12 protein-coding genes are annotated in these 13,288 nt (G+C 36.1%); 6 read left to right on the top strand and 6 right to left on the bottom strand.

Annotated features, from left to right (window positions below; all coding sequences use genetic code 11):
- Positions 1-6 precede the first annotated feature (6 nt).
- Positions 7-2,133, bottom strand: a complete 2,127-nt coding sequence (locus JML65_RS10860) for a helix-turn-helix domain-containing protein (protein WP_202270887.1) — start codon at positions 2,131-2,133, stop codon at positions 7-9.
- Between the two features lie 82 nt (positions 2,134-2,215).
- Between JML65_RS10860 and JML65_RS10855 the strand changes: the two genes are divergently transcribed.
- A complete protein-coding gene (locus JML65_RS10855) occupies positions 2,216-2,668 on the top strand; it encodes a hypothetical protein (RefSeq protein WP_202270886.1) in 453 nt (150 codons plus the stop codon).
- Between the two features lie 63 nt (positions 2,669-2,731).
- Entirely contained in the window at positions 2,732-2,866 is a 135-nt protein-coding gene (locus tag JML65_RS24000; protein ID WP_262896496.1) for a hypothetical protein, read from the top strand.
- Here JML65_RS24000 and JML65_RS10850 read toward each other — a convergent pair.
- The gene (locus tag JML65_RS10850; RefSeq protein WP_047490320.1) at positions 2,854-3,390 is read right to left on the bottom strand and encodes a gamma carbonic anhydrase family protein; all 537 of its coding nucleotides are present in this window, start codon (positions 3,388-3,390) and stop codon (positions 2,854-2,856) included. The two genes, JML65_RS24000 and JML65_RS10850, sit on opposite strands and share 13 nt — an antisense overlap.
- Positions 3,391-3,556: 166 nt before the next feature.
- Here JML65_RS10850 and JML65_RS10845 point away from each other — a divergent pair, with 166 nt between their 5' ends.
- The 3 genes from JML65_RS10845 to hemH are packed head-to-tail and all read left to right on the top strand — an operon-like array spanning position 3,557 to position 6,024.
- Positions 3,557-4,435, top strand: coding sequence for a NifU family protein (locus JML65_RS10845; RefSeq protein ID WP_047490317.1), 879 nt, complete (start codon positions 3,557-3,559; stop codon positions 4,433-4,435).
- A gap of 11 nt (positions 4,436-4,446) precedes the next feature.
- Positions 4,447-4,974, top strand: a complete 528-nt coding sequence (locus JML65_RS10840) for an NADPH-dependent FMN reductase (RefSeq protein WP_084085435.1) — start codon at positions 4,447-4,449, stop codon at positions 4,972-4,974.
- A gap of 15 nt (positions 4,975-4,989) precedes the next feature.
- A complete protein-coding gene (gene hemH, locus JML65_RS10835; protein WP_047490311.1) occupies positions 4,990-6,024 on the top strand; it encodes a ferrochelatase in 1,035 nt (344 codons plus the stop codon).
- Positions 6,025-6,106: 82 nt separating this feature from the next.
- Here hemH and JML65_RS10830 read toward each other — a convergent pair whose 3' ends face one another.
- Entirely contained in the window at positions 6,107-8,065 is a 1,959-nt protein-coding gene (locus JML65_RS10830; protein ID WP_202270885.1) for a M4 family metallopeptidase, read from the bottom strand.
- A gap of 377 nt (positions 8,066-8,442) precedes the next feature.
- The gene (locus JML65_RS10825; RefSeq protein WP_202270884.1) at positions 8,443-9,669 is read right to left on the bottom strand and encodes a type IX secretion system plug protein domain-containing protein; all 1,227 of its coding nucleotides are present in this window, start codon (positions 9,667-9,669) and stop codon (positions 8,443-8,445) included.
- 70 nt (positions 9,670-9,739) lie between these two features.
- On the opposite strand from JML65_RS10825, the gene JML65_RS10820 reads away from it, so the two are divergent.
- Positions 9,740-10,378, top strand: a complete 639-nt coding sequence (locus JML65_RS10820; protein ID WP_084085437.1) for an MBL fold metallo-hydrolase — start codon at positions 9,740-9,742, stop codon at positions 10,376-10,378.
- A 114-nt stretch (positions 10,379-10,492) separates the two neighbouring features.
- On the opposite strand, the gene JML65_RS10815 is transcribed toward JML65_RS10820, so the two are convergent.
- Together JML65_RS10815 and JML65_RS10810 are read right to left on the bottom strand one after the other, a co-directional pair.
- Positions 10,493-12,916 carry a TonB-dependent receptor gene (locus JML65_RS10815; RefSeq protein ID WP_202270883.1) on the bottom strand — a complete coding sequence of 808 codons (2,424 nt, stop codon included), beginning with the start codon at positions 12,914-12,916 and terminating at the stop codon, positions 10,493-10,495.
- A 24-nt stretch (positions 12,917-12,940) separates the two neighbouring features.
- A partial coding sequence (locus JML65_RS10810) for a trehalase family glycosidase (RefSeq protein ID WP_262896495.1) occupies positions 12,941-13,288 on the bottom strand: 348 nt, incomplete at its 5' end.

Genomic DNA, 13,288 nt, shown 5'->3' with positions numbered 1-13,288 from the left:
GAATTCTCATGAATTCTTTTCCTTTTTATAATTATAGTGATTGATCAGAATCCTGATCTCATTAAATTCAAAATTACTTGGCAGTACATTCTTCCATTCTGTCAAAGTTTCCTGAGGATTTTTATAAAACTCTGTTTCAAAAGCTTTGATTTTATCGGAAGTAATGACTCTTGAAATATCCAGCAATCCCTGTTCTGCAAATTTAGCAAGGTGACCGATTACGGTTTCTTTTACCAAGCCTCTTTCCAAAGCAATTTCTCCAATGGTTTTTCCTTGTTCAAATAACTGGAAAGTTAAAACCTGTGAAGGCACTTTAGCGATTTTCAGATTGATTTCTTTATCATTCTTTTCATCTAAAAGCTTCGTTTCAAGAAGGTGAATATCTTTCAGGCTGTTCAAATATTCCTCAATATCCTCCAACCAGTTTCTGAATTCATCATTATACTGTTTTAGGCCTTTGGCTCCTTTGATCTCAGCATAAAATTCTTTCAAAGGATTAAAAATTTTATCTCTGGTTTCTACAAAGAAAAAATTAACTGCCCCTTTTGTTTTGCTCTCAATTTCAGCCCATTCTTCTTTTTTCTCAATAAAATTATTAACCTTCTGGAAAATAACTCTTTCTAATTTCTCAAAGATCTTTCCAAGATTTACGCTTTCATGTTTCAGCTGAAGGTACAGCTGATTGGTTTTAACATGGTCTAAATTTTTGGTAACTACAGACAGCTTATTCCAGTCTTCCACCTCTTTTAAAAACCATAAACAATCTACTGTACGAAGTACTTTTCTGATACTGTAATCATATTTTTCCTGATTCAGGATAGATTCAATATGATCATTAGCCACTGTATCTGTATGGAAATGAAGAATCCTGTTGTCTTTAAAAATAACTTCAGGAGTAATTTTTGATTTTAAAACAATTCCTTCCAATGTTCTGCAACGGGACAATGCTACATATACCTGACCGGCAGTAAAACTTTTTCCTGCATCAATGATCACCTTATCAAAGGTTAGTCCCTGGCTTTTGTGGATGGTAACTGCCCAGGCCAATTTTATCGGAAACTGCTCAAAACTCCCTAATACCTCTTCCTGAATGGTTTTATCGGTATCCAGGAAATATTTTTTCTGTTCCCAGGTCTCTCTTTTCACCGTGATTTCAAGCTCACTTTCATCCAGAACAACCCGGATTTCATTTTCATCCAACCCGATAATCTCCCCCAATTTCCCATTGAAATATCTCTTTTCCCCGGAAATATCATTCCTGATGAACATAATCTGTGCTCCAATTTTCAATTCTAAAAATTGTTCGTTTGGGAACTGATTTTCTTTAAAATCTCCTACAAGTTTAGCCTCATAGGTTTGAGCATCTACTTTTATTTCTACTAATTTCTCCTGATTGATCTCATCAGCCATTTTGTTGTGAGAACAAAGGTAAACGTATGATTCTTTCCCGATATTGAAATCAGGATCATATCTTTTATTCAGGTAATCAAAATCTATATTCGCCACATCACCATCACGGATAGCATTCAGGATTTCCAAAAATTCTTCATCAGACTGTCTGTACACTTTCGTCAGCTCAATGGTAACCAAAGGAATATCTTTAATAGCATGGCTATCAAAAAAGAATGGTGAATTGTAATACATTTTTAGAATATGTTCATCCCTCACTACCGGCGGAAGCTGATAAAGGTCTCCGATAAACAGCATTTGTACTCCTCCAAACCTTTGGTTATTCCTTCTGATAAACCGTAAAGAGAAATCCATCATGTCCAAAACATCTGCTCTCAACATAGAAACCTCATCTATAATAATGATTTCAACTTCTCTTAAAAGCTTAAGTTTATCCTTCCGGTATTTAAAATGGGGCATCAGATCAGCTATATTATTAGCCAAACTGGTATCTATCCTTTCCGTAGTGGGCAGAAAAGTTCTCAATGGTAATCCAAACATCGAATGGATGGTAACACCACCTGCATTGATTGCGGCAATACCCGTAGGTGCTACCACAACATGTTTTTTCTTTGTCCGCTTTACAAAGTCATTAAGAAATGTAGTCTTTCCTGTCCCGGCTTTTCCAGTCAGAAAGACACTTCGGTTCGTGTGCTCTAATAAGTCAAAAAAATGATTGTTCATCGTTGTCAAAAATACGGAAATGAATTTGATTTTCTTACCTTGGCACAAGTTTTGAAAATTCTTACTAAGAACAATGTTTATAATGAAAAAAAAAATTATCCCTATTCCTGCGTTAGTATTATGTACTACATTCAGTCTTATTTCATGTAATACCTCAAAGAATGCAAATACCAATCTTCCGAAAGATATTTCTGAAAGACCTGCTGATCAGGACAGTCAAAAATACGACCAGGCATTATTGGATAAATTAAAAGCATCTATTGAATCTGAAGTTTCCGGTGAAAAATGTACTGACGCCAATGAATGGGCATTTGCTCCAATGGGATTAAAATCATGCGGCGGACCTCAGCAGTATATTGCTTACCCAAAAAAAATAGAAGCCTCTATCGTATCAAGAATTAAAGACTATACGGATAAGGTCAGAATTTTTAATGAAAAATATAATATTGTGTCTGATTGTGTGATGATCACTCCTCCTACCTCTCTTAAATGTGTTAACGGAAAGATAAGACTCATCACCCCGGATATCAATTAAAAATAAAGCAAAGGTTCTATAATCAAATCATTACAAATTCTTTTAAGGAATTTTTATACTAGGATGATATACAAAGCTCCATCTTTTGATGGAGCTTTGTTGTATATTGATGTAACGATAAATGAAGTTTTGGTTTCAGAAGAGAAAATTATTTCCATCCCGAAACCTGCAACAGATATCCCCGATTATAATTCGTAGTCTTTTACATTTTCCTTATACCACGAAGAGTATTTCACATAATTATCAGCAATTCTGTTCACTTCTCCTTCCAGCAATTGGGCATTAATATCCTTAATTTTCTTGGCAGGAACTCCTCCCCAAACTTCTCCGGATTTAATGTGAGTTCCCTGAGTCACTACAGATCCCGCCCCTACGATAGAATTTTCTTCCACCAGGCAGTCATCCATTACAATAGCTCCCATTCCGATCAGTACATTATCTTTGATTGTACATCCATGCACAATAGCATTGTGGCCAATGGAAACATTGTTCCCAATATTCAAAGGATGTTTCTGATAAGTACAGTGCAGCATTGCATTATCCTGAACATTTACTTTATCTCCCATTTTAATATAATGTACATCACCTCTGATCACTGCATTATACCAAACACTGCAGTCTCTTCCCATGGTAACATCTCCAATAATGGTTGCTGTTTCTGCTAAAAAAGTATTCTCTCCAATCTGTGGTATTTTCCCTAAAAGTTCTTTTATAAGTGCCATAGTTTTAATTTGAAATTTAAAAAATAAGCTTACTTGAAAATTATAATTTACCTACTTCTATTCAGTGTATCTAACTTCTAAATTAAAGCGATAGCAAAAATCTAACTCTCAACTTTCAGCTTCTAACTTCTAATGCGTATTTTTGTATCTCAAATTTAACGAAAAAATGCGTACCGTACTTATAGAACCAACTGAAAATCCAAAAGTGATGAAGTTTGTAGCAGATTACAATCTTATCCCGGGATCTTTAGAATTGGACAGAAACTCAGATATTTCAGAAATTCCTTTAGCACAAGAGCTTTTCAATTATCCTTTTGTAGAAAGAATTTTTATTACAGCTAATTTTGTAGCTATCGCAAAACAGGATACCATAGAATGGGAACATGTAGCTGAAAGTCTGAAAAATGTGATTGAGGATGAGCTATTGGCAAACCCAAGAATTTATCTTCAGAAGAAAAAGGAGATGTATCAGATTTATTCTGAGATGACTCCTAACCCCAACGTGATGAAATTTGTGTCAAGCAAATTACTGATGGATGGTTTCGTGGAAGTAAAATCAAGAGATGCAGCCGCTGAAGTTCCTTTAGCTGAAGCGATCTTCAAAGAATTTGATTTTGCTACTGAAGTTTTTATTTCTGACAATTTCGTGGCTGTTACTAAAGATCATTCTGTAGAATGGCATCAGGTAATGATGACTGTTCGTGCCCAGATTGCAGAATATCTTCAAAACGGAGGGGAAATATCAAAAGCTGAACCTCAGAAACATGAAAATCCTGTTGAAAAAATCATCAACAGAGAGTATACGGATGATGAGCAGAAGATTTCTGATATCCTGAATGAATATGTTGCTCCCGCAGTAGAAAATGATGGTGGAAAAATTTCTTTAATGGAATATGATGAAGCGAGTAAAACTGCAAAAATGCTTCTACAGGGCGCTTGTTCAGGATGTCCAAGCTCTACCGCTACTTTGAAAAACGGAATTGAGAACATTTTAAAACAATTTGTTCCTGATTTGGTAGAAAGAGTGGAGGCTGTGAACGGATAACAGAAATAAAAATGCCTCCCGGAAATAAAATCATAGTAGTTATTGGAAGTGCTTCAAAAAACTCCAGTAATCAGAAACTGATAGAACAGGTGCTGGAGCAACATCCATATGTTGATTTCAAAATGATTGAAGATCTTTCTGTTCTTCCTCATTTTGATACTGCATTAACAGATCATCATACACCGGAAGAAATACTCAGCGTAAGAGAAGACATCAAAAACTCAAAGGGTGTTTTATTTTGTACACCGGAATATATTTTCAGTATTCCAGGCAGACTAAAAAATCTATTGGAATGGTGTGTTTCTACGACTGTTTTTTCTGACAAACCTGCAGCAGTCATTACTGCTTCGGCAAATGGAGAAAAAGGTCACGAAGAACTATTAATGATTTTAAAAACTCTCGGAGCAACAATAGCAGCAGATCATCAGCTGCTGATAAAAGGAATAAAGGGGAAATTAAATAGCGATGGCTTAGTTGAAAATAATACATTTGCCAAAGTCTCAGAATTAGTAACAGATTTCAACAAGTCTGTTTCATAATTAAAATAAAAAATATTGGATAAAAAAGGAATTTTACTGGTAAATCTTGGATCGCCAAAGTCTACAGCGGTAAACGACGTAAAGGAATATCTTGATGAATTTTTGATGGATGAAAGGGTAATTGATTACCGTTGGATCTTTAGAGCACTTCTTGTCCGTGGAATTATTTTAAACACAAGACCTGCAAAATCTGCCGAAGCTTATAAAACAGTTTGGACAGACGAAGGATCTCCACTTATCGTTATTACTGAAAAAATTAAGAAGAAACTTCAGAAAGTTGTAGATGTTCCGGTAGAAATCGGAATGCGGTATGCCCAGCCAAGTATTGAAACCGGTATTCAGAAATTGGTGGATCAGGGCATTTCAGAGATCGTACTTTTCCCACTGTACCCTCAATATGCGATGAGTACAACGGAAACAGTGATTGAAATGGCAGAAGAGGTAAGAAAGAAGAAATTCCCGAAAGTAAAGATCAATTATATCCAACCTTTCTATAACAGGGATATTTATATTAACTGTCTTGCAGAGAGTATTAAAGAAAAACTTCCGGAAAACTTTGATGCACTGCAGTTTTCTTATCACGGTGTTCCAGAAAGGCATATTTATAAAACAGATCCGTCCAAAACCTGTAAAATTGATGATGCAAACTGTATCAACAGTCAGGTAGACACGCACAACGCTTATTGCTATAGACATCAATGTTATAAAACCACTGAAGCAGTCATTGCTAAAATGGGTCTTCCAAAAGAAAAAACAATTGTTTCTTTCCAGTCAAGACTGGGAAAAGACAAATGGATCGAGCCTTATACAGATGAAACCTTGGAAACTATTCCTAAAAAAGGAGTAAAAAACCTTGCTGTAGTTTGTCCTGCTTTCGTTTCTGATTGTCTTGAAACCTTAGAAGAAATTTCTGTGGAAGGAAAAGAACAATTCCTGCATGGCGGAGGTGAAAACTTCCATTATATTCCATGTCTGAATGATGAAGACCGATGGATTGAAGTAGTAAAAACGCTTTGCGAAGAAAAGCTGAATGATTTCTATTTAGTGTAATCTCACTTTACTAAAAACATACAAAAGGCCACAAGTAATGTACTTGTGGCCTTTTTTAATTGACTATATTATAACTAAAGGATTATTTTTTAATCAAGTTTCCTGCATTCTGACCATTCACGGTTACAACGTATACACCAGGAAGGATATTAGAAGGAAGCTGTATATTGATTCTGTTTCCTCCGTCAGTAAGGTTCACTTTTTCAGAAAGTTCTCTCTTACCCGTTAAACTTACCAATTCTACGATTCCATTTCCGGCTTTCGCTTCAAATTCTACCGTAAACCTGTCTGTAGCAGGATTCGGGCTGATGGTATATGGAGAAACTTTTGATGCAGTAGCAATAAGTCCCGCCGCAGAAGTACCTCCTCCAACACCTACAGCATTCCATGCATTTGTAACCTGTGTTACTTCATTGCTTCCTGCTCCATACAAATCTGTGGCAGCCTGAAGAGAATAGGTTCTCGCATTGGCATAAGTAGATGTTGAGGTTAAATAGGACGTTAATGTTCTGTAAGCAACAGCACCAGCTTTATCCAACCCGATTCCGGAAACATTATAAGCAAATCCATTATCATTAGTTCCTGAGCCTCCTGTTACTAATAAATAATACCAGAAATTAAGGACTCCTGAATTGGTATGAACTCCACAATAATCGTTTGTTGTTTGTCCCGGTACGGCACAGCCTGTAGTAGTAGCATCTTTCCAGTATTTCCCTTTATAAGTATCCGGCTGACTATAAGCATTAGGATTGGCCATATCTCTGATAACATAGCTGAAATCTTCTCCTAAAGTCCAGCTTGCCTGAGTAGGTCTTGCCCAACGTTCGATAGAATTTCCAAAAATATCGGAGAACCCTTCATTTAATGCCCCCGGCTCTCTTTGATACACAAGATTAGCTGTTTTAGAAGTCATTCCATGAGTGATTTCATGACCACAAACATCAATCGCTGTTAATGGCTTACCTCCATTTGTAGTGGAACTTCCATCCCCATAAGTCATTCTGGAACCATCCCAGAAAGCATTGAAATAATTGGTTGAATAATGAACATAGGATTTGATCGCAAAATTATTGTTGTCAATACTTTTTCTTCCAAATTTTGTATACAGATAATCTAAAGTCATCTCTGCTCCCCAATGGGCATCTGTAGCATACTGATCTTTATTGGTATTCACATTATTCCATACATTATCAGTATCTGTAAAATCTACAGCTGATGAATAGTTGGTCCCTTTTTTCAAATTATAGGTTTCTACAGCTGTCCCTGCATTTCTTCCTGTTTCTCTTAATCTGTAGCTTCCATTGTAAGAGTCAGCTACGATATTCCGATTTCCGCTGTAACCGGTAGTAGCTGTTCCTGGAGTATTTACTTCATGGATGATGGCATCTACTCCTAACACTTTTCCATTCTTAGCATCTACAAAAACATATTGTCTGCTCAATGGTTTCTCTGAATAGATATCAAATTTATACGCTAATACTAAATCATTCAGCTTTTCATCAGTAGGATCTGAATAATATACCAGTTCACCTTTTGGAGCAAAGCTGGCGTTGGCATCATTAGATTCTTTTTTAAGAAAATCTTCCTCTTCTTTATTCTGCCATTTATAAGCGTCTGCTCCTACAAATGACAACGCACTCTGTAATGCTATATTTTCTGAGATATTTGCTTTCTTCTCAATTTTTTCAGAAACTTTAAGAATCCATTTTCCGGACTGCCCTACAATTTTGCCTCCTTTCGTCTGTACAGCCATCATTCCGTATTCTACAGGAATACCATTAACGGTCTGTTGAAATCTTTGAGTTTCAAAACCTAGTGCATCTTTTTCAAGTCCTAATTTACGAGCCTGTCCGGTAGAAAGTCTCTGAGAAGTTTCATCAAATAAAACCGGGCTTCCTTGAAAAGTAGGTGCATTTTTATCGAATCTCATGAATTCTGCATGCAATCCGTCTTTACCCGGAATTAATTTTGATGGTGTGTTTTGTCCAAAAACAAAAGAGCAGGCAGCAACGCTTGCCACTAAAATAAACTTTGTCTTCATAATAATTTTTGTTAGTGTGAAAAACGAATTTATAAACTTTTCACAACAAAATGATTAATTTGATGAATAAAATTCAATAGATATTATGAATCAATTAACAAAACACAATTATGATTTTATAAAAAAAATGATTAATTAAAGATAATTTTATTATTAAAAAAGATTTTAATTGATAATATTAATACAAATCAAAATTTTGTGAATTAAAATTTTAATTATGCTTAGCATTATATTTTACATCTGAAATAAATCGCTCATTTTCTTAAAAACCAGTATTCATAAGGCTTCACAAAAAACAAAGGCTGTCTCAGATAAGACAGCCTTTGTTTTACATATACTAAATAATATTTTTTATCCTCTAAAAAGTAAAGAATTCGTTAGCGTTTATTGCCAATTGGAGTTCTAAATTCTCCGTATCCCATCAGCCCATCATAATTTCTTCCGAATGGAGCATAATATAAAAATGCCTGATATAAGTTTTCTGTCTGCCAGAAATTCCCGTTGACTTCACCAAAATTTAATGATCCATCACTTTCTTTAGTTGCCAAAACATAATTATAAAACCCTTGCTTAAGGAAAATTTTAGCCACATATTGTTTAGTGGCGGCATCATACTGCATCTGATTTTCTTTGCTGGGCTTGAACCCGTTAAATCCTCCCAGAATATATATATCTTTATCTACAGGATCCGAATCCAGATAAAAATATACCCATGAATAATCTGCTTCTCTTTCGGCATCTCTTTCTCTTCCTAAATCATTTCTTCTGTAGTACCATGCTCCGTTTACATCTGGTTGATACTGATAATTTAAAGGAAAAGCCCAAACCGGGTGCAAATACGTCTGGTTCACTCCATCTTTCACTTCTACGGTACGAACCATATCCGCTGGAGTATTCATATTTTTATTATCAAAATAATAAAATTCATTATCTCCCGGAAAACTAAGGTTCAGCTGCTGAAAAAGTAGCTGGTTTCCTAAAACACTACTTGCCTTCAAATCCGAAATGGTCATATTCGGATTGTTATTCTGCATCACATTCAGGGTCATAGAATTAACATTGGAAGAAAGATCACCCCCATTCGGCACTGCTTTTACCTCTACCCTTTGATTGATATTAGGTTTCTTGGCATCCGCTATTCTTGTAATGTTAAGAGCTAATGAAGCAGCATCTTCTACCAGGTAAAATCTTCTTTTGAAAAGTGGTTTATCCGCAGAATCTTTATACACAATCAACTCAAAATTTCCTGAAATTTTCGCTTGAATTTTATCATTGGGAAAAGTCAGTTTATAATGAGTATAAGCCTGTAATGTATTAAAAGAATATTGAAACTGATCAAGAAGTGCATTCATACTTCCTGTGGCAAACTCTGTAAAAAACAGATTGTCATCATTCCAGTTTCTGTCGTAATGTTTAATCGTATATCGATAAATTTCACTGGCATTAGTGAGATCATCAAAGGTGAGCACCAGTTTTTCATCTGAATTAAACCTAATGACAGGAGTTTCGTCATTCGTTTGTGGGTTGAATAATTGGATACTCTGGATATTTTGTCCATACACCAATCCGCCCAAAGAGAGTAAAAGTATTCGCAAAGTTTTCATTATGACGAAGATAACGAAAAATAGCCATTTTCTTAATAATATCGTATTTTTGAAATAAAAATATTCAGATATGCTTCAGATTCAAGGTTTCGTTTTCAATTTTGCGAGCGAAAATACATATATCATCTACAACGAAAATAAAAATGCATGGCTTATTGATCCGGGTAATATGAGTGCACAGGAAACTCAGGCTATTGACAATTTCATCACGGAAAATGGATTACATATTCAGAAAATACTTCTGACGCATGCTCATATTGATCATGTTTTGGGACTTCAGTGGGCTTTTGACAAATTTAAAGTACCTGTCCATATGCATCAGGAAGACCAGGAGGTACTGGATATGCTTCAGGCCAGCGGACTAAGATTCGGAATGACTATAGATCCTGTAAAAGTAGAGGTAAATTATGTAAAAGAAGGTGACGAGCTGGATCTTGATGGAGAAAAGTTTAAGATCTATCATGTTCCTGGGCATTCACCTGGAAGTGTAGTCTACCACAATGAAAATCAGAAGTTCATGATTTCAGGTGATGTACTTTTTGAAGGAAGCATTGGAAGAACAGATTTATATAAAGGAAATTATGAACAGCTGATTGAAGGTATCACCAAGAAACTTTTCGTACTGGACAGTGACACTCAGGTATTTTCAGGCCATGGAAATCCTACCTCAATCGGTTTTGAAAAACAGTATAATCCATTTTTTAAATAAACGGGATACAAGACCAGGTCAGCGAGTGCAAACATCCGCCCGATCTGTGAAAGCTTATAAAAATAGAAACCGCCAGGAAAATCCTGACGGTTTCTTGTTATAAAGAAATAGAGTTTAAAAATCTAAAGTAACGGATGCTCTGGCTGCTGCACCCATAATAGGTCGGGCCATGATAATACCGTCACCTGTTGGTGAGCCTGCTCTAGGATCTCCTTCTGTAATTCCAATAGTGTTAAAAATATTGGTCCCATCTACAGCAAAACGAATTTTCCCTAGCTGGTAAGACATTCCTGCTCCAAATTCTGAGAAAGAAGGTAACGTCTGAACATTTAATTCATCCTGAAATCTTTTTCCATAGTAATTCATGCTTACATAGGCTCTCCAGGATTTTGTAATATTGACTGCAGGAGCAATATTAAAATAAAATTTAGGCATTCTTCTTACGGTATTCCCTTCCAAAAGGCTTCCTGCTTCCAGGTTTTTATATTTAGGATTCTGAATAGTTCCGTTGAATGTAACTTCCAGAATATTATTAAATAAGCGGGCATACCCTTCTAATTCAACCCCATAGTTTTCTGTATTGGCAAAAGTGTTTTCAGACTTCCCGCTAGAAAAGATATCTGTAAAGGAAAGGTTCTTCAATGTAGAATAGAACGGAATTACCGCCACATCAAAAGTACGGGAGTAATATTTATATCCAACCTCCAGCTGATTGGTTAATACTGATTTTAAAGGTTTATCAGGGGCTGGATTGGAAAAGTAATTATAATAAGCTTCTTCATTGGGTGATCTGAAACCGTTAGAGAAACGGGCATAGACTGCATTTTCTCGGTTGATCTTATAATTGGCCGCTAATGTGAAAGACACCTTATCTATATTGTAGTTCCAATATGTAAATTTATTTCCTAATACACTCATGTTATCATCAGCCGTAGTCGTTGCAAAGCTATGAGTTCCATCTGTCGTTAATCCTGAGTTATTTAAATTGGATGTTGTCGTATTGGCAAAACTACCCTTATAAAAATCATGACTGTAACGGATACCTCCGTTCAGGCTCAGTGCTTCTGTCACATTATAATCCACATTTAAATACAGATCATTTAAGCTCCCTTGCGTCTGGGTATCTCTCTGCAGGAAAGTCATATCTGTAACCCCATTATAGGTTTTAGAATATCCTGTATCTGAAGGATTGAGTGAAGGGTCTACAAGATTCAGCAGCTGAGGGCGGTCTGTAGCTGTAGCCAAAATATTGCTCCAGTTCCAGTATTGATGAGACTTCCAGTTAGATTTATAAAAACCTGCTGTTAGATTTCCTTTGTCAAATTTATAATTAAGCTGTAAGTCATTTACAAAATTATTCATCTGCTTGTCAATGGCCCAGAATCCTAACTTTTGAACATACGCAGGATCAACAACGGCTCCATTACTCACAAGGGAATACTGATAACTGGACATCCCCATCTCCTTTGCAAACTCAGAAGTTGTCTTTGGACTTCCGGCAGGGAAAATCCCTGTATAATTCATATTGATATTGGTATATCTCGTCTTATTTAAAACACTGAAATTATTTCCCAGATCATATTTGAATTCAGCCCCTACTACATCCACTTTCGGGTGAATTCCATCTTCCAGATTTCTATTAAAAAATCCTCCTCCGGCCTGAGGGATATTCAACTGACTGATCGCTCTATAGCTATACGTGCCGTAATTAGGATCAAAGCCAGGGAATCCTTTTAAATCATTTCCATTCTGAAGTAAAGGAATTGGAAGGAAGAATGTATTTCTGTCGTCCAGTTTTTTATAATATACTTTCACATATCCTTTATCAAAGACATATTTCAGGTTCATTCTGATCTGACCTCCATTATTGGCTTTAAAACCCGTTTTTCTGATTCCGTCATCCGTTCTGTAGAAACCTCCTATATTGAAGAACAACTGATCTTTTACCAATGCTCCTCCTATATTGAGGTCGGTACGCATTAATCCATAAGTACTGGTTTCAATTTTCGCCGTTCCCTTAAAGTCGTTAGTTCCTTCTTTAGTAATAAAATTGATTAATCCACCGGGAGAATTATTGGCATAAATAGAACCCGATCCTCCTCTTAAAGCCTCCAGGCGGCCTACTGTATTATCTACACGAAAAAAATTATCAGCATTGGCAAATTGGAGCGCTCCATCTTCAAAAACCGGAAGACCATCCTCCTGTACCTGTACAAATTCGTAAGCTCCTGCAGAAGGAATTCCTCTTGCAAAAAGGTTGTTGCCTACCTCCCCTCCGGAAGTTTCTACCGCAAACCCGGGAACTCTTTGCAGCAAAGCAGCAGCACTGATAGGATTTTGTTTCTGAATTTCCTTAGCACTGAAAGTAGAAATCGCAGTACTGGATTCTATTTTTTTCTTTGGATTAGAATTTCCTGTAATAACGATCTGATCGATAGAAGAAACTTTCGCTGAATCTTGCGGTGTTTCCTGAGCATACACATTATTGAAATACAATGTAGCTGTGGCGGCAATTAAAAAGATTGATTTATTTTTCATAGCCCTATTTTTTTGTTGTTAGTTTCAGTTTTGTTGTAATTTTAAATACACTCCATTGGTCCAACCGAATCCATCCTGATTGGGGTATTCCCCTCCGCCTGCAATTGTTTCTGTATCTAATGCATTGTATTTTTCCATAAGTTTTCCGGTATTGTTGTAGACTCTCTCTACATTCAAACACCAGTTATTTTTTATTTTTTCTGCTAGCTCATTAAACCCATAATTTTTCATAGATTTAAAACCCAGCCACTGATAAGGAGCCCATGCATTGGGTAAATCCCATTGCTGCCCTGATTTTTTTGTTGTGGTAACCAATCCTCCCTGGTACAGGAACTTTTCAGCAATAATTCCGGCTACTCCTTCAGCCTGTTC

Source organism: Chryseobacterium sp. KMC2 (assembly GCF_016756935.1).
GTDB lineage: Bacteria > Bacteroidota > Bacteroidia > Flavobacteriales > Weeksellaceae > Chryseobacterium > Chryseobacterium rhizosphaerae.
The sequence above is the reverse complement of the archived record's forward strand: the minus strand, read 5'-3'. Positions and strand labels throughout refer to the sequence as shown.